Source organism: Amycolatopsis sp. NPDC058340, assembly GCF_042723975.1.
Classification (GTDB): domain Bacteria; phylum Actinomycetota; class Actinomycetes; order Mycobacteriales; family Pseudonocardiaceae; genus Amycolatopsis.
On sequence record NZ_JBHXIB010000014.1, the window covers coordinates 11,313 to 33,773 of the forward strand.

At 68.9% G+C, this 22,461-nt stretch carries 24 protein-coding genes; 16 read left to right on the forward strand and 8 right to left on the reverse strand.

The window, feature by feature from the left end; genetic code table 11:
* Nucleotides 1-208 precede the first annotated feature (208 nt).
* From ACFWIW_RS18310 to ACFWIW_RS18320, 3 genes are all read right to left on the reverse strand, one after another.
* On the reverse strand, nucleotides 209-961 hold the full coding sequence (locus ACFWIW_RS18310; protein ID WP_378369501.1) for a hypothetical protein: 753 nt from the start codon (nucleotides 959-961) through the stop codon (nucleotides 209-211).
* A gap of 158 nt (nucleotides 962-1,119) precedes the next feature.
* The gene (locus ACFWIW_RS18315) at nucleotides 1,120-1,935 is read right to left on the reverse strand and encodes an ABC transporter permease (protein ID WP_378369502.1); all 816 of its coding nucleotides are present in this window, start codon (nucleotides 1,933-1,935) and stop codon (nucleotides 1,120-1,122) included.
* Nucleotides 1,932-2,960 (reverse strand): ATP-binding cassette domain-containing protein, encoded by a 1,029-nt coding sequence (locus tag ACFWIW_RS18320; protein WP_378369503.1) that lies wholly within the window; start codon nucleotides 2,958-2,960, stop codon nucleotides 1,932-1,934. Before ACFWIW_RS18320 ends, ACFWIW_RS18315 begins: the two co-directional genes overlap by 4 nt.
* A gap of 301 nt (nucleotides 2,961-3,261) precedes the next feature.
* Between ACFWIW_RS18320 and ACFWIW_RS18325 the strand changes: the two genes are divergently transcribed.
* From ACFWIW_RS18325 to ACFWIW_RS18355, 7 genes are all read left to right on the forward strand, one after another.
* On the forward strand, nucleotides 3,262-4,410 hold the full coding sequence (locus tag ACFWIW_RS18325; protein WP_378369504.1) for an MFS transporter: 1,149 nt from the start codon (nucleotides 3,262-3,264) through the stop codon (nucleotides 4,408-4,410).
* Between the two features lie 16 nt (nucleotides 4,411-4,426).
* A complete protein-coding gene (locus ACFWIW_RS18330; protein ID WP_378369505.1) occupies nucleotides 4,427-5,668 on the forward strand; it encodes a cytochrome P450 in 1,242 nt (413 codons plus the stop codon).
* A 32-nt stretch (nucleotides 5,669-5,700) separates the two neighbouring features.
* Nucleotides 5,701-6,249 (forward strand): dihydrofolate reductase family protein, encoded by a 549-nt coding sequence (locus ACFWIW_RS18335; RefSeq protein WP_378369506.1) that lies wholly within the window; start codon nucleotides 5,701-5,703, stop codon nucleotides 6,247-6,249.
* Nucleotides 6,250-6,398: 149 nt separating this feature from the next.
* Nucleotides 6,399-8,696, forward strand: coding sequence for an ATP-binding cassette domain-containing protein (locus tag ACFWIW_RS18340; protein WP_378369507.1), 2,298 nt, complete (start codon nucleotides 6,399-6,401; stop codon nucleotides 8,694-8,696).
* Between the two features lie 130 nt (nucleotides 8,697-8,826).
* Nucleotides 8,827-9,108 carry a DUF6235 family protein gene (locus tag ACFWIW_RS18345; protein WP_037341299.1) on the forward strand — a complete coding sequence of 94 codons (282 nt, stop codon included), beginning with the start codon at nucleotides 8,827-8,829 and terminating at the stop codon, nucleotides 9,106-9,108.
* Nucleotides 9,109-9,201: 93 nt separating this feature from the next.
* Nucleotides 9,202-9,849, forward strand: coding sequence for a DNA-binding response regulator (locus ACFWIW_RS18350; RefSeq protein WP_378369508.1), 648 nt, complete (start codon nucleotides 9,202-9,204; stop codon nucleotides 9,847-9,849).
* Nucleotides 9,850-10,147: 298 nt separating this feature from the next.
* Nucleotides 10,148-10,786 (forward strand): SRPBCC family protein, encoded by a 639-nt coding sequence (locus ACFWIW_RS18355; RefSeq protein WP_378369509.1) that lies wholly within the window; start codon nucleotides 10,148-10,150, stop codon nucleotides 10,784-10,786.
* Here ACFWIW_RS18355 and ACFWIW_RS18360 read toward each other — a convergent pair.
* A complete protein-coding gene (locus ACFWIW_RS18360) occupies nucleotides 10,761-11,249 on the reverse strand; it encodes a GNAT family N-acetyltransferase (RefSeq protein ID WP_378369510.1) in 489 nt (162 codons plus the stop codon). The two genes, ACFWIW_RS18355 and ACFWIW_RS18360, sit on opposite strands and share 26 nt — an antisense overlap.
* 197 nt (nucleotides 11,250-11,446) lie before the next feature.
* Here ACFWIW_RS18360 and ACFWIW_RS18365 point away from each other — a divergent pair, with 197 nt between their 5' ends.
* The 4 genes from ACFWIW_RS18365 to ACFWIW_RS18380 are packed head-to-tail and all read left to right on the forward strand — an operon-like array spanning nucleotide 11,447 to nucleotide 14,024.
* Nucleotides 11,447-12,019: a YbaB/EbfC family nucleoid-associated protein gene (locus ACFWIW_RS18365; protein WP_378369511.1), complete on the forward strand. Its 573-nt coding sequence runs from the start codon at nucleotides 11,447-11,449 to the stop codon at nucleotides 12,017-12,019.
* Nucleotides 12,013-12,348: a hypothetical protein gene (locus tag ACFWIW_RS18370; RefSeq protein ID WP_378369627.1), complete on the forward strand. Its 336-nt coding sequence runs from the start codon at nucleotides 12,013-12,015 to the stop codon at nucleotides 12,346-12,348. The genes ACFWIW_RS18365 and ACFWIW_RS18370 overlap by 7 nt, the downstream gene beginning before the upstream one ends.
* On the forward strand, nucleotides 12,345-13,586 hold the full coding sequence (locus ACFWIW_RS18375; RefSeq protein ID WP_378369512.1) for a hypothetical protein: 1,242 nt from the start codon (nucleotides 12,345-12,347) through the stop codon (nucleotides 13,584-13,586). The genes ACFWIW_RS18370 and ACFWIW_RS18375 overlap by 4 nt, the downstream gene beginning before the upstream one ends.
* A gap of 60 nt (nucleotides 13,587-13,646) precedes the next feature.
* Nucleotides 13,647-14,024 carry a RidA family protein gene (locus tag ACFWIW_RS18380; protein WP_378369513.1) on the forward strand — a complete coding sequence of 126 codons (378 nt, stop codon included), beginning with the start codon at nucleotides 13,647-13,649 and terminating at the stop codon, nucleotides 14,022-14,024.
* A gap of 1 nt (nucleotide 14,025) precedes the next feature.
* Here the strand turns inward: ACFWIW_RS18380 and ACFWIW_RS18385 are convergent, their stop codons facing one another.
* Nucleotides 14,026-15,498 carry a multicopper oxidase domain-containing protein gene (locus tag ACFWIW_RS18385; RefSeq protein ID WP_378369514.1) on the reverse strand — a complete coding sequence of 491 codons (1,473 nt, stop codon included), beginning with the start codon at nucleotides 15,496-15,498 and terminating at the stop codon, nucleotides 14,026-14,028.
* 154 nt (nucleotides 15,499-15,652) lie between these two features.
* On the opposite strand from ACFWIW_RS18385, the gene ACFWIW_RS18390 reads away from it, so the two are divergent.
* The 3 genes from ACFWIW_RS18390 to ACFWIW_RS18400 are packed head-to-tail and all read left to right on the forward strand — an operon-like array spanning nucleotide 15,653 to nucleotide 18,271.
* Nucleotides 15,653-16,474 carry a hypothetical protein gene (locus ACFWIW_RS18390; protein WP_378369515.1) on the forward strand — a complete coding sequence of 274 codons (822 nt, stop codon included), beginning with the start codon at nucleotides 15,653-15,655 and terminating at the stop codon, nucleotides 16,472-16,474.
* Nucleotides 16,475-16,490: 16 nt separating this feature from the next.
* Nucleotides 16,491-17,600, forward strand: a complete 1,110-nt coding sequence (locus ACFWIW_RS18395; protein ID WP_378369516.1) for a sensor histidine kinase — start codon at nucleotides 16,491-16,493, stop codon at nucleotides 17,598-17,600.
* Nucleotides 17,600-18,271: a response regulator gene (locus ACFWIW_RS18400; protein WP_378369517.1), complete on the forward strand. Its 672-nt coding sequence runs from the start codon at nucleotides 17,600-17,602 to the stop codon at nucleotides 18,269-18,271. Before ACFWIW_RS18395 ends, ACFWIW_RS18400 begins: the two co-directional genes overlap by 1 nt.
* A 1-nt stretch (nucleotide 18,272) precedes the next feature.
* Here the strand turns inward: ACFWIW_RS18400 and ACFWIW_RS18405 are convergent, their stop codons facing one another.
* Both ACFWIW_RS18405 and ACFWIW_RS18410 read right to left on the reverse strand, forming a co-directional pair.
* Nucleotides 18,273-18,848, reverse strand: a complete 576-nt coding sequence (locus ACFWIW_RS18405) for a dihydrofolate reductase family protein (protein ID WP_378369518.1) — start codon at nucleotides 18,846-18,848, stop codon at nucleotides 18,273-18,275.
* A 99-nt stretch (nucleotides 18,849-18,947) separates the two neighbouring features.
* Nucleotides 18,948-19,652, reverse strand: a complete 705-nt coding sequence (locus tag ACFWIW_RS18410) for an SDR family NAD(P)-dependent oxidoreductase (RefSeq protein ID WP_378369519.1) — start codon at nucleotides 19,650-19,652, stop codon at nucleotides 18,948-18,950.
* Between the two features lie 81 nt (nucleotides 19,653-19,733).
* On the opposite strand from ACFWIW_RS18410, the gene ACFWIW_RS18415 reads away from it, so the two are divergent.
* Together ACFWIW_RS18415 and ACFWIW_RS18420 are read left to right on the forward strand one after the other, a co-directional pair.
* On the forward strand, nucleotides 19,734-20,351 hold the full coding sequence (locus ACFWIW_RS18415) for a TetR/AcrR family transcriptional regulator (protein ID WP_378369520.1): 618 nt from the start codon (nucleotides 19,734-19,736) through the stop codon (nucleotides 20,349-20,351).
* Between the two features lie 48 nt (nucleotides 20,352-20,399).
* Nucleotides 20,400-20,975: a hypothetical protein gene (locus tag ACFWIW_RS18420; protein WP_378369521.1), complete on the forward strand. Its 576-nt coding sequence runs from the start codon at nucleotides 20,400-20,402 to the stop codon at nucleotides 20,973-20,975.
* Between the two features lie 556 nt (nucleotides 20,976-21,531).
* Here the strand turns inward: ACFWIW_RS18420 and ACFWIW_RS18425 are convergent.
* Entirely contained in the window at nucleotides 21,532-22,437 is a 906-nt protein-coding gene (locus tag ACFWIW_RS18425; protein ID WP_378369522.1) for an SDR family NAD(P)-dependent oxidoreductase, read from the reverse strand.
* Between the last annotated feature and the right edge of the window lie 24 nt (nucleotides 22,438-22,461).

The window sequence follows — 22,461 nt, forward strand, 5'->3', positions numbered from 1 at the left end:
CGTGGGGGGGTTGGCCCCGGGGGCGGGGGGGGGGGGTCGGGGTGGGGGTTTCCCCAACCCATTTTTCTATCTTTTTTTGTTGCCCTGTGGGGCTCCCCCAACACGCCAACCGGGGGCCAGCCACCGACCAGGGCCGAAGCATGTCCCGAAAGCCACATTCGCAACGTCTGATGTCCCGAAAGTGGCTTTCGCGACATGAGCGCCAGCCCTAACCGATCCCGAAAACCTCGACCGGATGCGGAATCCGCACCCGCCCCGCGGAGACCGTGCCCAGCCCGGCGACCGCGTCGAGCAGCTCCGCCCGCCCGGTCCCGCCGCGCCAAGGCTGATGCCGCGCGAAGGTCAAGAACTCCAGAAGTCGGTGCGCCGGCTCGGAAACCGGCACTGTGATCTCCGCGTCCACCGTGACGGACCGGAACTCGACGCCGAACCGCGTCAGCTCCTCCGCCAGCGTCCGCGCGAACAACGGGCGCACGACGCCTTGGCGGGCGAGGGATTCCGCGAAGGGACCGTTCAGCCGGTTCAGCGGGGGCACCGCGACGATCAGCCGCCGGTGCCGGTTGCGCGCCTCCTTCAGCACCGTCATCCCCTCGTCCGCGCCGAGGTAGCACAACGATTGGACGAACAGGCCGTACTCGGTCGGCGTGATCCGGCGGTCGGCGACGTCGGCCATGCTCGCGGTGAAGACACGATGGCCGCGGACCTTCGGCAGCCCGGCCAGCTTCGCGCGCAGCCGTTCGACCGCTTCGCCGTTGGTGTCGACGCCCTGGAACCACACCGTTCTCCGCGGCACCCGCGCGATGAGCTCCAGTTCGAACATGCCGAACCCGCAGCCGTACGACGTCAGTTCGAGATCGGCGTCCGCCCCGATCAGCCTCGACGTCTCCTCGACCATCAGCCGTTGCTGATCGGTCAGGCTGCGGAAGGTGGCGTTGCAGGTGTTGTAGTCCAGCTCGTCCATCGGCGCTCCCCGGGTCGGGCCCTGAGTGTCTGTAGGTGAACCCGCGATCGACGTCGGCAGAGCGGGTTCACTCCCCATCAGCTCCGCCAACAGGCTCTGGAACACCGAAGCCGTGGCGCGCGCACGCGTCACGGCTCCGGTGCTCGAACGGCTATTGCTCAGATCCGCTTCTTCAGGGCACGGACCGAAAGCGCCCCGAACACGATCGCGATCACGGCCGCCCAGACCAGGGACCAGATCACCGCCGAGGTGACGTTGTCGCCGCCGTTCATCAGTCCGCGGCACGCCTCGAGCAGGATCGCCACCGGGCTGACTTCCGCGAACGCCTGCAGCCAGGACGGCATCGTCTCGACCGGCGCGAACACCCCGCTGACGAAGTTCAGCGGCAGGATCACCGCGAACGCGAACACCTGGACCTTCTCCGCCTGGTCGGCGGCGACGCCCACCAGCGTGGGCACCCAGGAGAACGCGATCGCGAACACCAGCAGCAGCAACCCGGCCGCGAGCACGCCGAGGAAGCCCTTCTCCGGCCGGAAGCCGAGCAGCAGCCCGACGCCGACCACCAGCAGCACGGACCAGACCTGCTTGAACTGGTCGCCGATGATCCGGCCTGCCAGCGGTGCCCAGCGCGCGATCGGCAACGAGCGGAACCGGTCGAACACGCCCTGGGACAGGTCGGTGTTGAGGCCGATGCCGACGTTGATGGTCGCGAACAGCATGCTCATCACCAGCATGCCCGGGATCATGAACTGCAGGTACGCGCTCCGGTCGCCGGAGATCGCGCCACCGAACACGAACGTGAACAGCAGCGTGAAGATGATCGGCTGGAAACTGATGTCGGCCAGCTGTTTCGGCTCGTGCTTGACCGAAACGGTGCTGCGCCAGGCCAGCGTGAACATCTGCGAGATGCCCTGGAAGAACCCGACCCGGGCCGACAACCGCCGCGGCGGCAGCGTCGTGGTCGCGGCGGTCATCGGATCTCCTCCTCGGTCTCGTCGGCGGTCTCCTCGGCCGGACGCCCGGTCAGGCTGAGGAACACCTCGTCCAGGCTGGAGCTGCGCAGGGACAGCTCGCCGATGACGATGCCCGCCTCCTCCAGCCGCCGGACCGCGGCGGGCAACGCCGCCGGGTCGGTGACCGGGACGCTGACGACCTGGCCCGAGACGTCCGGCGTCGCGCCGGCGATCTCGCCGACCAGCCGCACGACCTTCTCGAGGTCGGTCGCCTGTGCGCCGCGCACCGTCAGGCGCTGGGCGCCGGTGCTGGCCTTGAGCTCGTCCGGGGTGCCCTTGGCGATCACCTTGCCGTGGTCGACGACCACGATCTCGTCGGCGAGCGCGTCGGCCTCCTCCAGGTACTGCGTGGTCAGCAGCACCGTGACGCCGTCCGCGACCAAACCGCGTACGACGTCCCAGAGTTCGAGCCTGCTGCGTGGATCGAGACCGGTGGTGGGCTCGTCCAGGAACAGCAGTCGCGCGTCCCCGACCAGGCTGGCGGCCAGGTCGAGCCGACGGCGCATACCGCCCGAGTAGCCCTTCGCCGCCCGGCCGCCCGCCTCGGTGAGGGAGAACCGCTCCAGGAGCTCGTGCGCGCGGGCCTTGGCCGCCCGCCGCGAGAGGCCGAGCAGCCGCCCGATCAGCAGCAGGTTCTCGACACCGGTCAGGCTTTCGTCGACCGACGCGTACTGACCGGTCAAGCCGATCAGCTGCCGCACCTGGTGGGCGTCCTTCACGATGTCGTATCCGGCGACGGTGGCGTGGCCCTCGTCGGGCGTCACCAGGGTGGACAGGACCCGGACCGTGGTGGTCTTCCCGGCGCCGTTCGGGCCGAGTACCCCGAGCACGGTGCCCGAGCGGACGGTCAAGTCGACCCCGTCGAGCGCGGTCGTCTCGCCGAACCGTTTCACCAGCCCCTCGGCGTGGATCGCGAATTCGGTCTCGGTCCCCCGCGGCCCCGGGCCGGCCCTCGACGCGGTCGCGGGTTCGACGTTCTGCAACATGACGCACTACCTTCCTGTTCCTCACAACGGAGACACTCTCGTGCGGTTACATCATGCGAGGAAGTGCGGCGTGGGAGCAGTGAATGGTTAACCTTCCGGGTATGAATTCTTCATTTTTGGGATGATTGTCCCAGCCTGAAAAACCGCACCTTCGCCGAGAATACAGACGGAGCGCTTCGCCGTCCTTCTCCATAAATGCGGTAAATAATCGTGGCCCGTTCTCGAATCCCGCTGCTAACCTGCGAATGTCCGCCGCTTGGCGAAATTCCGCTGATCAGCACGGAAAGGACCGGCACGTCTCATGGTCGCCGTCATCACCGCAGCCCCGCGGACCGGCACGGTCTTCGCGGGATTCGCCGCGTACGGCGCATTGTGGGGGCCGTACCTTTCGATGTTGCCGGACGTCCGCCACGCCACCGGCGCCGGCGAGGCACAATTGGGTGCCGCGTTGCTGATCGGCGCGCTCGCGGCGATGCCCGCGATGTTCGCGATCGGCCGGTTGCTCGACCGCTTCGGCCGCCCGGTGGCGATCTCGACCTTCGCCGGATTCGCGCTCATCGCGCCGACGCCCGCCTTGGCCGGATCCGTTCCGGCCTTGTTCCTCACGCTGGGATTGTTCGGATTCGGTTCCGGCGCCTGCAATGTCGTCGTGGTCGCGCTGGCGGCGTCCGCCGAAGCGGGCGACGGGCCACGCGTGATGAACCGCGCGCACGCGTTGTTCAGCATCGGCCTGTTGACATGCAGTCTCGGCACCGGGGCGGCCCGCACCGCGGGAGTACCGGCCGAAGTGATCGCGCTGACCCTTTCGGCGGCGGTGGTGCTCGGCGCGATCGCGGCGAGGAATTCCGTGCCGGGACGGCTGGTGCGGCAGGGCCGCGAACCGGGGCGCCGTTCGCGGCTCGGCCCGGCGGTCCTGCTGCTGTGCCTGCTGGCGGCGCTGGCGATGGTCGTGGAAAGCGGCGTCCAACAGTGGAGCGCGGTGTTCCTGGCCGACGTCACCCGGGCGCCGGTCGGGATCTCGGCCGCCGCGCCCGGCATCTTCGCCGCCGGCATGGCGCTGGGCAGGTTCGGCGGGCACTGGCTGTCCGGCCGCGCGTCGGATCGCCTGGTGCTGCTCACCTCCGGCGCGCTTTCCGGGGTGGGCGTGCTGATGCTTTCCATGGCCGACGCGCCGGTGCACGGCCTGCTCGGCACCGCCGTGGTGGGCGGCGCGATCTCGGTGTCGACGCCCACCGTCTACGGGCTGATCGGGCGCGGCGCCACGGCGGAGGACCGCGGCGCGGTGATCGGCTCGGCGGCGTCATTGGCCAGTGTCGGCCTCTTGCTCGGCCCGGCCGTGGTCGGCCAGATCGCCGGGCATACCGACCTGCGGCTCGCCATCGCGGCGCTGTCCGTGGCCTCGGTCGCGGTCTGCCTGCTCGCGCTGCGCGTGCCCGCACGGAATCGATGATCGGAGGATGGACCCGATGGGCGACGTAACAGGAGGTCGTGGAGGCTCGGACTTCGCCGAAGGGCGGCAACGGCGGCAGCTCGTCGGGGACGACATCCCCGACGGCTGCCCGTTCGGTTCACGCCGGCGCGACGGGCGCCGCGAATGGCTGGTGAGCAGCTATGCCGAAACGCGTGATTTCCTGCGTGACAAGCGGTTCAGCCGGGCCGTGCTGGCCGAGACGACCCATCCGCGCGGACCGGCCACCCGGATGTCGGTGACCGATCTGGACCCGCCGAGGCACACCAGGATCCGGAAGCTGATCGGCGGCGCGTTCTCCGCCCGCCGCGCGGAACAGTTGCGCGAGTATGTCGAAACCACCGCCGTCGGCCTGCTCGACAGGCTGATCGACACGGGCCCCACCGCGGACCTGATCGCCGATTTCTGTGCCCCGCTGACCTTCACCGCCCAGGCCGAACTGCTGGGTGTGCCGCCGTCGCGGCGCGAGGCCGTCCGCAAACGCGCGAACGCGCGGCTCGGCAAGCCGGGCTCCCCGCGATCCGCCGTCTACCAAGGCGAACTGCTGTTGCACGACGAGGTCGCGATGATGCTCGCCGACACCGAAGACCCGCCGTCCGGGCTGATGGCCGAACTCATCGAGGCACATCGCTCGGGCGCGCTCGACGAAACGGAACTGACCGGGCTGGCGGCGTCGCTGTTCTTCGACGGGCACGCCCTGGCTGCCTCGCAGATCGCCAACGCGGTGTTCTGCCTGATCTCGCGGCCGGGCCTGCTGGCCTCGCTGGACGCGGACCCGGCGCTGCTGGACGCGGCCGTCGAGGAAACGCTCCGGTACAGCCCCGCGGTGAACTTCAGCATGACGCGGGTCGCGACGGAGGAAGTCACCATCGCGGGCACGCGCATCGAGCCGGGCGACCTGGTGACCGCGCTGCTGCCGGTGGTCAACCGCGACGAGGACGTCTTCGCCGATCCGGACCGGTTCTCGATGGACAGGAACGGCAGGCATCTGTCGTTCGGGCACGGGACGCACCATTGCATCGGCGCCCACCTCGCCCGGGTCGAGATCCGGTCGGCGCTGCGCGCGCTTTCCCGTCGTGCGCCGGAACTCTCCCTCGCCGTCCCCGAGGACACCCTGGACTGGACGGTCTCTCCGACGATGCGCGCATTGTCCGCGCTGCCGGTCCGCTGGACTTCTTCCGGTGTGCTCGATCCCTTGGAGCGTCGCGCGCGGCGGTGGGAAGATCGGCCCGCGGCCTGACCACGGGCCACCGGACAACGAAGGAGTTCGTCATGCGCGAAATCGCCGCTGGATTGTTCATGTCCCTGGACGGGGTGGCCGAACGGCCGGACCGCTGGATGGGCCAATACTGGTCCGACGAGATGAGCGAAGGAATCGCGGAGAGCCTCGCCGCTTCGGACGCCATTCTGATGGGCAAGGACACGTATCTCGCCTTCGAACAGATGTGGAAGCCGCAGGGTGACAGCAACCCGATGGCCGCGTTCCTCAACGGCACGCACAAATACGTCGTTTCTTCGACACTGGACGAAGCCTCGCTGACCTGGCCGGACACGAGCCTGATCACCGGTGACATCGCGGGCGAGATCACCCGGCTGAAGGAAGGGCCCGGCAAGACGATCCGCGTCCCGGGAAGCCCGAAGCTCGTCCAATGGCTGCTCGCCGAAGGGCTATTGGACGAGCTCGCGCTCAACATCATGCCGCTGGTGGCGGGCGAGGGAGCGAAATTGTTCGACGGCACGGCCAAGGAGATCCCGCTGAAGCTGACCCGCGCGAACGCGCTGAAAACCGGTGTCATCGGCGCCGTCTACACGCGCTCCTGAATTCACCGGGACCATGAAAATTTCACGATTGTTTCGTGACGAGAACATGGCCCGATCACACACGAATCGACTACCGGTCATTCGGCGGCGCTGCGATACTGGCGAGCAGGCGCGATCATGCACGCGCACCGGCGAGGAAAGGAACTTCTGTGACTGCCGCAGCCCGCAAGACCAAACAACCGGCGGGTGATGGAATCCGCGTCACCGGCGCTCACGAGAACAACCTGAAGGACGTCTCGCTCGAGCTCCCGAAGAACCAGATCACGGTTTTCGTCGGGGTTTCGGGTTCCGGTAAGTCCTCCGTCGTGTTCGACACGATCGCCGTCGAGGCGCAGCGTCAGCTGAACGCCACCTTCCCCTGGTTCATCCGCAACCAGCTGCCCAAACACGAACGTCCGCACGTGGACGCCATCGAGAACCTGACCACCCCGGTCGTCGTCGACCAGCGCCCGCTCGGCGGGAACGCGCGCTCGACGGTCGGCACGGTCGCCGACATCCATCCGCTGCTGCGGGTGTTGTTCTCGCGACAGGGAAAGCCCAGCGCGGGCAATCCCTCGCTGTACTCGTTCAACGACCCCAACGGGATGTGCCCCGACTGCGAGGGCATCGGCCGCGCGCTGCGCCCGGATCCCGAGCTGATGCTCGACATGACGAAATCGCTCGACGAGGGCGCGATCCTGGTGCCGGGTTACCCGGTCGGCAGCCCCGGCTGGCAGTTCTACGCCAACCACGAGGCCATCAACCCGGCCAAGAAGCTCAACAAGTACACCGCGAAGGAGATGGACACCCTTCTGCACGGCAAGGAGGGCAAGGTCCAGCTCACCTTCAAGAACGGCAAGACGCAGACGCTGACGTTCGAGGGCCTGGTCGCGAACTTCACCCGCCGCCACCTGAAACGCGACACCGGGTCGATGAGCGAGAAGACCCGCGCCCAGGCGGAGAAGTTCATCACCGAGGGGCCTTGCCCGGCCTGCCGCGGCGGTCGGCTGAGCGAGGCGGCGCTCGCGACCAAGCTGGCGGGCAAGAACATCGCGCAATGGTGCGAGCTGCAGATCACCGATCTGATCGAGCTGATCAAGTCCATCAAGGACAAGCAGACCGCCGCGATGGCGCAGGGCGTGCTGGCCGCGCTCGAACGTATCGAGGCGATCGGCCTCGGTTACCTTTCGCTGGACCGGGCGACGACTTCGCTGTCCGGCGGTGAGGGGCAGCGGCTCAAGCTGGTCAAGCATCTGGGCAGCGACCTGACCGGGCTGACCTACATCTTCGACGAGCCCAGTGTCGGCCTGCATCCCCGCGACGTCGGGCGGCTCAACGATCTGCTGCGGGCGTTGCGGGACAAGGGGAACACGATCCTCGTGGTCGAACACGACCCGGACGTCATCGAGATCGCCGACCATATCGTCGAGATCGGGCCGCGGGCGGGGGTGCACGGCGGCGAGGTCGTCTTCCAGGGGACGTACCGGCAGCTGCGTGCCGGCAAGACGTTGACCGGGGCCGGGCTGGCCCGTTCGGGTGTCGTCAAGGAGGATCCGCGGCGCGCCAAGGGGAAGCTGTCGATCAAACGGGCTTCACTGCACAACCTGAAGAACGTGTCGGTCGACATCCCGACCGGTGTGCTCACCGCCGTCACCGGTGTCGCGGGCTCGGGCAAGAGCTCGCTGATCTCCGGTGTCTTCCGCGAGGCGCATCCGGACGCGATCTTCGTGGACCAGACGCCGATCGCGGCCTCGTCCCGCTCGACACCGGCGACGTACCTCGGCCTGATGGACCCGGTGCGCAAGCTCTTCGCGAAGGCGAGCGGCGCGAACGCGGCGTTGTTCAGCTTCAACTCCCAGGGCGCTTGCGAGGAATGCCAGGGCCGCGGCGTGCTGATCACCGAAGTGTCCTATATGGACCCGATCACCACGCACTGCGAAAGCTGCGACGGGCGCCGGTTCAAGGACGAGGTGCTCGCGCACAAGCTGCGGGGCAAGTCGATCGCCGATGTGCTGGAACTGTCCGCGGAGCAGGCGGCCGAGTACTTCACCGAGGCCCCGGTGCTGGCGAAGGTGAACGCGCTGATCGAGACCGGGCTCGGCTATCTCGGGCTGGGCCAGGCGCTGAGCACGCTGTCCGGCGGTGAACGTCAGCGGATCAAGCTGGCGGACCGGCTTTCCGGCGGCGGGAACGTCTACATCCTCGACGAGCCGACCACCGGTCTGCACATGACCGACATCGACATGCTGCTGGGCCTGCTCAACGGCATGGTCGACGCGGGCAACACGGTGGTGGTGATCGAGCACAACCTGGCGGTGATCGAACAGGCGGACTGGATCATCGACCTCGGGCCCGGTGGCGGCAAGAACGGCGGCGAGATCGTCTTCACCGGCCCGCCCGAGAAACTCCTGACCGCGGAAAGCTCACTGACCGGCGAGTACCTCAAGCGCTACCAGCAGGCGGGCTGAGACCCGGCTCTTCGACGAAGGGGACGTCCCGCGTGGGACGTCCCCTTCGTCGCGTCCGGCGCAGGATACGAGACGCCCCATGCCATCGGTGGCGGCCATGCTGGAAGCCGGCGCGGCGAGGGAGGCTCGGATGGCGGTACGGCTGGTGCTGACCGGCGGGCTGGAATGGCTGGATTCGATTCCGGAAAGCGAACGCGCGACGGTTTTCACCGCGTTGTTCGCCGTCTGCGACGGATCCGCGTTCCTGACCTACGGTGTTTTCAAGGTCGGCGGCGGTCCCGGCCGGTTCCTGTTGACCGTGGCGCCCGCGCTGGCGATCCGGGTGCGGATCGATTGGGCGCGTTCGGAGTTCGAGTTGCTCGGGCTCAGCAGGGAACCCGTCGAGTGGCCGCGGGAGCTCGACGTTCTCTGACGCGCTTTCCCTTGCTACATACGGCCTATGCCGATCGCATGATCGGGAAAGCGTATTCTTCGATATCACCCCACAGGGTGAGAATCCCGTAGGATGACGACGGAGCCACTGAACTGGGGTGCGAGGTGCTTCGTGGTGATCAAAGTGCTGCTTGCCGAAGATATGCACATGGTTCGCGGGGCGCTCGTCGCCCTGCTGAACATGGAATCCGACATCGAAGTGGTCGCCCAAGTCGCCGCGGGTGACCAGATCCTTCCGACGGCGAAGGCCGTCCAGCCCGACGTCGCGGTCATCGACATAGACCTGCCGGGCAAGGACGGTTTGACCGCGGCCGTGGAGATCCACGAAAGCCTGCCCGGCTGCCACACGCTGATCCTCACCAGCCTCGGCCGTCCCGGCACGGTCCGGCGTGCGCTGGACGCGAAGGTCAACGGCTTCCTGCTCAAGGACGCGCCGTCGGACAAGCTGGCCAACGCGGTGCGGTCGGTCGCGATCGGCCGACGGGTGATCGACAGCGAACTGGCGCTCGCCGCCTGGGAAACCGACGACTGCCCGCTCACCACCCGCGAGATCGAGATCCTCCGGGTGACCGCGCGGGGGCGCACCGTCGCCGACATCGCGGCCGAACTGTTCCTGTCCCCCGGCACGGTCCGGAACTATCTGGCCGCCATCGTCACGAAGCTCAACGCCCGCAACCGGGTGCACGCGATCCGCATCGCCACCGACGCGGAATGGCTGTAGCACTCGGGCGATCACACGTGATCAGACACGGAACTCGCGTGATTGAAGGCGGAACTCGGTGTTCGGCGTCTGATCACGCGAGTTACGTCTTAGCGCCCAGTGGCCGCGCGGGATGTCACCGCGGGTGCGGGTGGGTTCAGGTCATCCGACCTCCCGAAATCGACACAGCCGGCGGGTCCCGAGGGAGCCTCAGCCCACCTGCCTGTTCGGTTAGACCTTCTCGCTCTTGACGCTCACCGCGCTTGCGCTATAGCTTCTAACTATCGCAACAAGCACTAACGAGCCAAGGAGAAGGACCATGTCCGGCATCTCACGCCACTGGATCGGCACCCGCGCGGCCATGCTCACCGTCCCGCTGGCCATCGCCGGCGTCCTCGGCGTCACGGCACCGGCCCAGGCCGCCCCCGCCCACCACACCAAACCGGCTTCCCTTACCTGCCAAGGAAAAGGCATCGACCGATCGGCCAAGGTGCATTACCGGACCGAGACCTTCGTCAAGGCGCCGCTGCGCACCATCTGGAACCTGCAGACCGACGTGGAGGCCTGGCCGACCTGGCAGAACCCCGTCATCCCGGTCACCATGAAACGCCTGGACGACGGCCCGCTGCGCAAGCATTCCCGCTTCCGGTGGACGATCCCCGTCCCGCCCGGAATGCCGTACCCGCCCGGCGACGTGACCATCGTTTCCACCGTCCGGCAGCTCCAGCCCGGCAAATGCATCCGCTGGACCGGCCCGCTCGACGGCCCCGGCGGGATGCATATCGACGGCGTCCACGTCTGGAGCTTCGTCAAGGTGCCCGGCGGCGTCATCGTCCGCACCGAAGAGAGCCACACCGGTCCTCAGGTCGACAAGGACGTGCCAGGCTCCACCGCGATGCTCGGGCAAGGCCTCGAAATCTGGCTGAGGGACCTCAAGAAGGCCGCCGAGCACCGGTAGAACCCCGGACCCGCCGCACGATGCCGAGCCGAGGGCGGGCACTCGGCTCCACCGTGAAACCCTCGCGCTCGAAGAAGGCCGCCGCGCGCTCGTCCGCCACGAGATGTTCGGCGTACACGCGCTCGACGCCCGCCGGTAACCGTCCGATGAGGACTTCGAGCAGCCGCGAGCCCAAACCGCGATACCGGGGAAGCGCGTACAGCTTGCGGATCACGTGCTCGCCGCCGTCGAGACCGCGTTGCCCGACACCGGCAAGGCGCCCGCCGTCCTCGGCGACCACGACCGCACCGCGGGCGACGGCCCCGGCGATGTTCGTCGTGTTCCACCACATCCGCACCTGCCGCGCGGCCTCTTCTTCGCCGAGCAACGGCGTGTAGCAGGCCAGGACGTGCTCTTCGCCGAAGCGGCAGATGGCCATGACGTCGTCGCGACCGGCGCTCCGCACGATCGGCCCGCTTTCCATCGCCTGCCCCGATCCTCCACCCCGGAGGCACTTTCGGGCAATCTCCGATCATCCGGCTTGTCCCGGTGCGCGTCCGGTGGTAACGATACGGTCGATCCACCTCGCGACCGATCGGTTCACTGCGGAATCGGGACGGTCTCGTCGACCTCTCGCATTCTCTCCGATCGTGCCCCATCCCAATCGAGCCAAGGCGACGCATGCAACCCAATTTCGACGCAGGTGAGGACTTCGCACTCCTTCTGGAGCGAGAGGCCAGGAAACTCGAGGAAAAAGCCCAAGCCCTGACCGCCGCGTTCACCGCCTCGGCGTCCACGGTGACCTCTCCCGACGGCTCGGTGACGGTGACGGTCGAGGCCAACGGCTCGCTGAGCGCCATCGAGTTCGGCAACCGGGCCACTTCGCTGGGGCCGGCCCGGCTCTCCTCGCTGGTCATGCAGACGGTGCGCGAAGCCCAGCGCAAGACCGTCGAGAAGGTCACCGAGTCCTACACCGAGATCAACGGCGAAGACGAGGCCGCCCAGCTGGTCCGCACCTTCCTGCCGAAGGTGGAGGACGAGGAAGGCGCACCGGACAACCCGGAACAGGACAAGTGGGCCCCCGAGGCGCACAACGAGCCGCCGCGTCCTCAGGCGGGATACCGGCCGCCACCACCGCAGGCGGGTCCCCCGATGCCGCCGCAGCCCGGCCGTCCCGTGCGGCCGCCGAACCCCCCGGCGCCGCGACCCCGGCGACCGGCCTCCCCCGACGACGACGAAATGAGCCCCTGGTGACCGGATTCGGTGTCAAGACGGAAGCCATGACCGAGTTCGCCGGTCACCTCGACAAACTCGAGGACGCGCTGCGGAAGAGCGCCGGCATGGTCGGCAGTTGCGTGGCGGACCCCGGCATCTTCGGCATCTTCGGCGGCCAGATCTACGGCGCCGGCGCGAGCATGCACTGCGGGAAGGCGCGGGACCAGCTGAACAAGTACTCGGAGAACGTGCAGGAGTTCTCGGACAGGGTGCGCGAGGCGGCGAAGCAGTACAACGCCAACGAGCAGGAGACCGAGAGGCTGATCACCGAAGCCGGCAAGGGGATCGACGAGGTGAAGGTCAAGTGAGCGACGAGTACCACCGGAACGATTTCGGGAACGGCAGCGGCACCAAGGCCGACGACTTCAAGGACGAGAACCGCAGTTTCCTCGCGGGCAGTGGCGACACCGCGGGCGCGGGGTTCTTCGATTCGGCGTTCTCGCTGAAGAAGGCCGTCGACGACGGGGACAGCCTCAGCATCGGGCTGGCCTCGGCGGGGATGGCGATCGAGATCCTCGGCATGGTCGTCGACCCGATCGGCTCGCTGCTGACCGCCGGGATCGGCTGGCTGATCGAGCACATCGTCATCTTCCGCTGGCCGCTGGACTTCCTGCTCGGTGACCCGAAGGGCATCGAGGCGGCCAAGACCGCGATCTACAAAGAGGGCGCGGAAGTCCGGGAGTGGGCGAAGGACCACGACGCCGCCACCAAGAAGTTCATGGAGAAGTGGGAAGGCGAGGCCGCCGACACCTTCCGCGCCGACATGGAGGGCGTCGCCGCGCAGATCGAGGCGCTCGCCGGGTACATCGAGTTCGCGGGCAAGCAGATGGGGATCGCCGGTGCCGTCATCGGCGCGGTCCGCGGCATCGTCCGCGACATCATCGCCATGACGCTCGCGGGCATCCTCAAGGCCGCCATCGTGGCGGTGGCGCTGGCGCCGGTCACCTTCGGCGGTTCGATCATCGCGGCGATCACCTCCATCATGACCACGGTCGGCGTGGCGATCGCCAAGATCGCCAAGCAGATCGCCGACACGGCCAAGAAGCTCGCCGAGATGATCAAGATCCTGGCGAAGACGCGCGGCGCGGCCGACGACGTCGTCAAGCTGACGCTCGGCGGCGGCAAGATCAAGCTGCCCAAGCCGAAGCCCGCCGGCGGCACCCCGATGCCGGGCGGCAAGAAGCCGATCGAGGGCCCGCCCCCGAAGCCGGGCGACACCACGCCGGAGGCCACGCCCAAGCCCCCTCGGGAAAAGCTCAGCGACATGCCCCTCCGGATCGTGCGCGAGAAGCTGGCGAAGGAACTGGAAGGGGTGGACGGGGCGGCCGACATCCTGAAGCGGTTCGACTACTGGAACAGCTTCCCGATCGGCGACCTCCACAAGAGGTTCCCGAAGGTGGCGGACGCGATCGAGAAGACCACCAAGATCCTCAGCGACCCGACCTACGGCGCGTCGGGTATGGCCGGGAAGACCATCGTCGAGCTGACGAAGGCCATCCCGCCCGCCGCGAACGAGAAGCCGCCGGAGGACAAGGAAGAGAAGTGACGACAGGCGGCCCCCGTACCGGTGTTCCGGCAGGGGGCCGCCTGTGCTTTCGTACGGATCATGACTGAACGGGTGAACATCTCCTCCGGCGGCGACTACGAGCCGGTGTTCGGCTACAGCCGGGCGGTACGCGTCGGCGAGCACATCCACGTTTCCGGGACGACGGCGCGTGAACCGGAACGCTCGGGTGACGCGTACGAGCAGGCCTCGGCCGTGCTGTCGCTCATCGAGACCGCGTTGCGGGAGGCCGGTTCGAGCCTGGCCGCGGTGGTCCGCACGGTCACCTACGTCACCGACATCAAGGACGCCGACCTGGTGGCGCGGGCGCACCGCGAAGCCTTCGCCGACGTGCTGCCCGCGGCCACCATGGTCGAGGTCTCGGCGCTGCTCGACCCGAAGATGAAGGTCGAGATCGAGGCCTACGCCATCGAGAAGTAGCTCAACCGCCGTGGTCGTGGCCCGGCATCGGAAGCAGCCGTGAAACGCGGTCTTCGGTGCCGGGGGCGACGATGACGAACTGACCCATCATCCCTTTGTCCTCGTGGCGGAGGATGTGGCAGTGGTACATGTAGGGCGCCGCCGGATCCGCGTGGCGGCCGAATTCGACGGCGAGTTTCACCGTGGCCTGTTTCGGCACGTAGACGGTGTCCTTGGCGCCGCTCAGGTAGGCGGGCGGCGGCGCGCCGTCGATCTCCAGTACCCGGAACGCGACCTCGTGGATGTGGAAGTTGTGCGTGTAGGTCGTGTTGTGGATCTCCCAGATCTCGCGCGCGCCCGCCGGGACGACCTCGTCGATCCGCGTCATGTCCATGTCCTTGCCGTTGATCTCCGATCCGGTCAGCGTCATGCGCCGGACGCGGGCTCCCGGCGGCGCCTCGGGCAAGGCGGCCGCGGAAAGCCGCTCGGGCAACGGTGACTCGTCGCGCCGCAGACCTGTCGCGACGATCTTGAGCAGGTCGAAATCGCCCTCCTCGATGTCCGTGGCCGCCTCGGTCCGCTCGCCGACGCTGCGGAGGACCACCTGCTCTCCAGGTGCGAAGGAGGCGACGAACTCCAGCCGTTCGCCGGGGCTGAGGGGCACCCGCCGGACGGCGACCGGTCCGGGCAGGAGCCCGCCGTCGCCGGCGATCACGTGGAACTCGCGGCCATCGGCGAATTCGAGGAAGTAGATCCGGGCGTTCGACGCGTTCAGCACCCGGAACCGGGTCCGGCCCGCGGGCACCTCGACGAACGGATCGAACGTGCCGTTGACCAGGATCGTGTCGCCGATCAACCCGAAGGTGCCGCCGAAGTCCTCCACGAGCCGCCCGTCGGAGTCGAGCCGCTTGTCCTGGAGGATCAGGGGGATGTCGTCCACCCCGTACTCCGACGGCAGCCCCGGCGCGGCCGCCTCGGGGTCCACGATCTGGATCATCCCCGCCAGGCCGCGGTAGACGTGCCGGGCGGTCTGTTCATGCGGATGCGGGTGGTACCAGCCGGTGGCGGCCTGCTGGTCGACCGTCCACTCCGGACTCCAGGTCCCGTCCGGCCGGATCGTCTGATGCGGACCGCCGTCCATCCGCGCCGGCAGGCGCATCCCGTGCCAGTGCAGCGTGGTCGGTTCGCCGATCCGGTTGGTGACGGCCATCGCCACCCGGTCGCCGCGGCGCATCCGCAGCGTCGGGCCGAGGTGGTCGCCGTTGATCCCCCACGTGTCCGCCCGTTTGCCCGGGATCAGTTCGGTGCTTCCCGGGCGGAGGGTGAGCTCGAACCGGCGGACACCGGAGGCGTCCAGGTCCGGCGACAGCAGCGGCGGCACCCACAGGCGGTTGGCGAACGCTCCCGGCCGATGGGCCGTTTCCGCCGAACAGCCCGCGACGACGGTACCGGCGGCCACGAGCGCGCCGAGTTTCAAGAAGGAACGTCGGTCCATGACGCGATGGTCGCGGCGCGAGGGTGCCCGGCACGTCGGCCCGGAACGGTAATCCGGGAAATCCGACCGGCGCGGTACGTCATCCCGCCGCGGTAGGCGGTTTCCCGTCAGAGGCGGACGCGCCGCGGGGGTGGGCTCGGCCAGAGTCGCCACCATGAGAAAACTCGTCACGACGGCGATCGCCGTCGCCGTCCTGCTGACCGGTTCGCCCGCGCTCGCCGAGCCGGGCGGACTCGACCTCACCGTGACCCCGTCGGGCTTCACCGCGCCGTCCACCGCCCGGGCGGGTGTCCTCACTCTGAAGGTGCGGTCGGAAGACCCGGCGGGCGCGTGGGTGGGCCTGGTGCGGCTGCGCCCGGGGGTCGCGCTCGAAACCTATACGCGGCACCTGAAACAGGCGATGTCCGACGACCCCGCGGACGCGATGGCGGGCGGCCGGGCCGTCACCGCCGACGCGGAGATGTTCGGCGGCGTCGCCGTGGCCGCCGTCCCGGCGTCGGCCGAGATCACCGTGTCCGCCGGCGACTACCACCTGGTGGATTTCCGCGACGTCGCCGAGCCGGACTTCCTCTCGCGGATCCGGCCGCTGCGGATCGGCGCGGGGAAGACATCCGAAGCGACCAAGGCGACGGCGGCGATCGTCGCGACCGACAGCGGATTCCTCGCGCCGCCTTCGCTCAGGTCCGGCGCGCCGGTGTTCGTGCTCAACGCTTCCGGCCAGTTCACCGAAGCCATGCTGTTGCCGGTGCGGCCGGGGACCGCGCTCACCGATCTCGACGCCTTCTTCGCCCGCACCGGGCCGAGCCCGTTCACCGGCCGCCCGACGGGGGTCGTTCCGCTGTCGCCGTGGCGTTCGGCGATACTCACCACGGCGCTCCCTCCCGGCGAGTACGCGCTGGTCACCTGGGTGCGCGACCTGCGCACCGGGGAACCGCTGGCGCTGCGCGGCGCGCGTGCCCTGGTGCGCATTGCCTGACATCACAGAGGTCCTGATGAGCGTGAGACGACCCACGACGGCCGAGACCGCGACCGGGATCGGCGTGGCGGCGCTCGTGGCCGTCTCGGCGGTGACGCGGATCGGGCCGAGCGGACCGGAAGGAACGCTCGGCCCGCTCGGTGCCGTCCTGCTCGTGCTGCTGGCCGCGCTGCTCACCGCGCGCCGGATGTTCCCGTTCGGGGTGCTCGTGGCCGTCAACGCGGTCGTCGCGGCGTGGTTCGTCCTCGACTTCCCCGGCAGGCTGATCACCGTGGCGGCGCTGATCGCCTGCTACACCGTCGCCGCCGAACGCGGCTGGCGGCTCGGCGCGGCGGCCTGGGCGGTCACCGCCGCGGTGTCCACCGTCGTGGTGCACGGAACCCTTGGCGTGGCGTGGTTCGACGACCGGGCGGTGAACGCGCTTTCGCTGGAACTGGCCGCGGTGGCCCTCGGTTCCGCCGTCCACTACCACCGCGCGTACGCCGCGGGCGCACGGGAACGGGCACTGCGAGACCGATTGCGGGAAACCGAACAGCGGCTGGAGATCGCCCGCGAACTGCACGACGTGGTCGGCCACACCATGGTGACGATCAGCGTGCAGGCGGGCGTCGCGACCCATGTGCTGGAACGGAATCCGGCACAGGGCGCGGCGGCGCTGCGCACCATCAAGACGATCAGCGACGAAGGGCTGGCCGAAGTCCAAGCGCTGCTCGGCATGCTTCGTGTCGACGGAACCGCGGCCGACCGCGGCGGCCTCTCGCGGCTGGAGACCCTGCTGGACGTGACGCGGGCGACCGGTGTCCCGGTGGAACTCGTGGTGACGGGTGAACGCCGTCCCTTGCCGCCGCGGGTGGACCTGGCCGCGTTCCGGACCGTCCAGGAAGCACTGACCAACGCGCGGCGGCACGCGCGGCCGACGTCGATCCGGGTCTGTCTGCTCTATGGTGACGACGTGCTGGAGATCGGGGTTCGCAACGACGGAGCGGGCGAGAGCGCCTCGTCTCCCACCGGGGGCAACGGGATCTCCGGGCTGCGCTCGCGGGCCACCGCCTTGGGCGGCACCCTGCGCGCGGCGCGGTCCGGTGAGACCTTCGAAGTCACCGCCACGCTGCCGGTGGACCGCTGATGCCGATCCGGGTGCTCATCGCCGACGACCAGTCCCTGGTCCGGGCGGGCTTCCGGGTGCTCGTGGAGTCCGAGGACGACATGGAAGTCGTCGGCGAGGCGGGCGACGGGGCCACCGCGGCCGCCCTCGCCGAGCGGCTCCGCCCCGACGTGGTCCTGATGGACGTGCAGATGCCCGGCACCGACGGGATCGAGGGCATCCGGCGGATCACCGCGAACCCGGAGCTTTCGGCGGTGCGCGTGCTCATCCTCACCACCTTCGACACCGAGGAGTACGCGGTCGCGGGTATCACCGCGGGCGCGAGCGGTTTCCTACTCAAGAACACCGCGCCCGCCCAGCTCCTGCACGGGATCCGGGTGGTGGCGGGCGGCGAGGAGCTGCTGGCCCCCGGGCTGACCCGGAGGCTGATCGCGCGGCTCGTCACCCCCGCGCCACCGACGGTGGACGACACGGTGTTCGCCGAACTCACCGTGCGGGAACGGGAAGTCGTCGCGCTCGTCGCCGAAGGACTGAGCAACGCGGAGATCACCGCCCGGTTGTTCATCAGCATGGCGACGACCAAGACCCACGTCAGCCGCGCGCTGAGCAAACTCGGCGCGCGGGACCGGGCTCAGCTGGTCGCCATGGCCTATCGACACGGCCTGGTCAGCCCACCCGAGCCCGGCCGGTGAACTAGCCGCGCCCCTCGACGCGGTAGGTCACATGCACCGCGTGCCTTCCGGCGGCCGCACTCACCTGAACGAGGGACGCGGGATCCGCGCCCTCGAACAAGCGGGTGCCGCCGCCGACCAGCTCCGGCACGATATGCAGCCGCAATTCGTCGACCTGGCCACCGGCGAGCGCCTGCTGGACGACCGAAGCCCCGCCCGCGATCACGACGTCACGCCCGGCCGCCGTCTCCTTCGCCCGCCGGAGCGCCTCCTCGACGCCGTCGACGAACGAGAACCGCGTCGGTCCCTTCACCAGATCGGGTCCGGGACGATGGGTGACGACGTACACCGGCATCCCCCAGGTCCCGTCCTCGCCCCACAGCCCGATCCCCACGTCGAACAGCGTCCGGCCGATGACGAACGCGCCGGTGTTCTCGAACATCACCCTGGCCGCCGCCTTGTCGGCGTCGTCCGGATCCTCCATGCTCCACGCGGTGAGCCGCTGTCCCGCGGTCCCGAACGGCGCGTCCACACCGACGCCTTCCCCCGCCACGTACCCGTCCAGCGACGGGCTGATGTCGACGATCGTCTTCCCCACCGGGGCCTCCCTTGTCCGTTTCCCCGATTGTGGGCACGGGGCCGGGCGGTCACATCCGTCCACAGTGGTACATCCGGCCGTACTCCGTGGGGATGACGGCTACCTCCCGAAAGCCCCGACGAGCGCTTCGGGAGCTTCGCGCGTCTCGTAAAGCTTCCAGAAGGCATCGGCGAAGACGTCCGGGTGGATCACCTCGGGCTCGAAGTCCATGGGGCTCGCGGTGAGTGCCCGATGGGGCACGCTGCCCTCGATCAGCGCGCCGACGTTGACGGCCCCGGCGTAGACCCCCTTCTCCGCGAGCACGGCGTTCAGGTTGTGGAAGTAGTTCCGCAGCGCGGCCTGCGCCATGCCGACGTTGCCGAGGAAGGGCGCCGGGTGCAGGCCGGATTGCCCGGCGGTGAACAGGATCGCGCCGTCGCCGCGCTCGGTCATGTCCGGCAGCACGGCGCGCACGAGTGCCACCGCGGACACCAGGAAACGGTCGAGGATGAGCCGCAGGTTTTCCGGATCCACGTCGAGCACGGGCACGATGCCCTCGCCCATGGTCCCGCCGCCGGGGTTGAACGCGACCGCGTCGATCCGGCCGATGGCGGCGACGGCGGCGTCGATCTGATCCGGTTCGTAGACATCGGCGGCGAACCCGCTCGCCTCGATGCCGTCGCGGGCGAGTTCGGCGACGAGCGCGTCGAGGTTCTCGGTGGTGCGCGCGACGAGGGCGATCCGGAAGCCCTCGCGGCCGAACCGGCGGGCGAGCGAAAGCCCCAGCACCGGTCCGGCGCCGAAGATCGCGAGTGTCTTGGTCATCTGTCCTCCAGATTAAGTTGAGGTCCTCCTCAACTTATACCGATAACTTGAGGGCACCTTCAACTTGACTACGATGCGGTCATGGCCAAACCCCTGCGGAAGGACGCCCGGCGCAACCGCGACCTGCTGATCGAGGCGGCCAGGGGCCTCTACGCGGCACGCGGCCTCGACGTCGCGCTGGAAGAGATCGCCAAGACCGCCGGCGTCAGCATCGGCACGCTGTACAACCACTTCCCGCAGCGCGCGGATCTGGTGAACGCCGTATTCGCCGACCGGACCGAAACCGTCGCGAAACTGGCCGAACACGCGCTCTCCCTCGACGACCCCTGGACCGGCTTGACCTCGTTCGTCGAACGGGTCTGCGAACTGCAGGCCGCCGATCGCGGCTACAACGAACTGGCCTCGACGCGCCCACCGCAGGCCGAAGACCTCGAACACGGTTACGAACTCATGACCCGGATCGTCGAACGCGCCAAGGAGAGCGGCGCCCTGCGCGACGACTTCACCCTCGAAGACATAGCCTTCGTGACCTGGGGGATCGCGCGCACCGTGGAAGCGACCGCGACCGTCCGGCCGGAGGTCTGGCGACGGCACCTCGCGCTGCTGTTCGACGGAATGCGGGCACCCGCCGCGAATCCGCTGCCGGAGCCCCCGCTTCAGCCGGCGGAACTGGCCCGGGTCATGGGCGGCTGCGGCTGAGGGCAACCCTCCGCCCCTCCGGCGCGTGTTCACCCCGGAGGGGATCCCATGAAGACGAAATTCTTGCTCATCGCCCTGACACTTTTCGTGACGACAGCCTGTTCCGGGGAACCGCCATCGGCCCCCGCGACGGTCACCGTCACCCCGTCGTCCTCGGTGCCGAAGCCACCCGCCGGGCCGGACGCCAAGACCGTCGCCTGGCTCGACGGAGTGTGCGGCGCGGTGTACGGCTACATGAAGGCTTCCAGCGATTACTCGGCCAAGCCACGGTCGGGAACCGAGGTGACCCGCGGCGCGCTGAAGGAGGAACTGGGGAACCGCGCGGGATTCGCGGGCAAGGCCGTCGACGATCTGACCGCACTGCCCCCGTCGCCGATTCCCGGCGGCGACACGGTGAAGAAGTCCCTTGTGGACCGGTTCGCCGCCGCGAGGGACGCGGCGACCGAGGGCAAGCAGCGGTTGGAGAAGTCGGGGAACGAAGCCGCCATGGACGCGGCCATCAAGGCGATGGACGCCACGCAGAAACCGGTCACGGAAACCCCCGATCTCCTGCCGGCGCTCAAAATCGAGACTCCGGAGCTGATGGCCGCCGCCGCTGAGGCCAAGAAATGCAAGCCCGCTTGAGGACTCTTGAGCGGTAAGGTTTCGCGCGCGGTGGACGGCCGGCTCGCGACCGTCCCCCACCGTGTCGCGAAAGCCACTTTCGGGACATCACACGTCGCGAAAGTGGCTTTCGCGACGCGTTGTGTCTCGTCGAAGCCAGGTCGGCGATGCCGTGAGGGCCTCCTTCCCTACTTTGAGGGTAGGGAAGGAGGCCCTCACGGACTTTCACCCAGGGAGAGCCCCGAGTGGTAGCAAAGGTCCCTTGCTCTCTTCCCGCAGGTCAGGGGGGCGATCGGACGTCCCGAAGGCCCTTCGCAGCGCTCGACGCCAAGGCCCGGCAAGAGTCGTATGACTGCCGGCCGCGTCGCCGCTTGCGATTCGGGCCGAGCATGACCGGCCCTCCGGTGACGCGGTGTCCCCAATGTCGCACCTGTGACGCTCACCGTCACGGATGCGACATTGGGGACACCACAATCAGCGTCACACGCCACCCACCCGACCGACCTTCACCACCGCCCGGACCGGCCACTCTCGGTCCCGCCTCCCCGGACGTTGCCCCACCCCGCAACAGAACCCCTCAGCCCGGAGGCGTGAAGCCGGGCGGCATGACCATCGGCCGCCCGGTGTTCAACCCACCGTCGACGAGCACGGAAGTCCCGGTCAGGTAACCGAAATCCGGTGACGCCAGAGCGAGGACGGCGGAAGCGATGTCCGCCGTCTCGCCCATCCTGGGCAGGCCGTGGACGTTCAGCGTTCCCCAGGCCTCCTTGAACCGCGCCCACTGGTCGTCCGGAATCCCCGGCGGGCGCACCAGCTGGGTGTCGACCGTTCCCGGATCTATCGACAGCACCCGGATCCCCTTCGCCCCGTAGTCCAGCGCGGCCGCGCGCACGAGACCCTGCACGGCGCGTTTGCTCGAGGTGTAGGCGGCGTGCCCCGGCCTGGTCTGGTCGGCCTGCGCGGACGCGGTGCAGACGATCACCCCGCCACCCGCGTTCAGCAGATGCGGCACCTCGTACTTGATCGAGAGGAACACGCCGCGCGCGTTGGTGCGCTGCACGTTCTCCCATTCGTCGACGGAGATCTCGTGCAGCGGCTTGCCGAGATGGATCCCGGCGTTGTTGAACGCGATGTCGAGCCTGCCGTACCGGCGGGCGACGCCGTCCACGAAGGCCTGCACCTGTTCCGGGACCCGGACATCCGCCCGGAAATAGGTCGCCTCCCCGCCGGCGCGGCGGATCTCCCGCTCGACCCCGCGGCCGAGTTCTTCCCGCCTGCCGCAGAAACCGACCTTCGCCCCGGCCGCGGCGAAGGCGATGGCCGTCGCGCGGCCGATCCCCGACGTCGCCCCGGTGACGATCACGACCTTGCCCGCGAACCGCCGCCGGTCTTCTCCCGCCGCGGCCGTGTTCGCGGCCAGCATCGCGACACCGGCCGCCGCCGCGCCCCCGAGCACCGCGCGCCTGCCCACTGCTTCGCCCACAGTTCCCTCCAGATGGATAGTTCC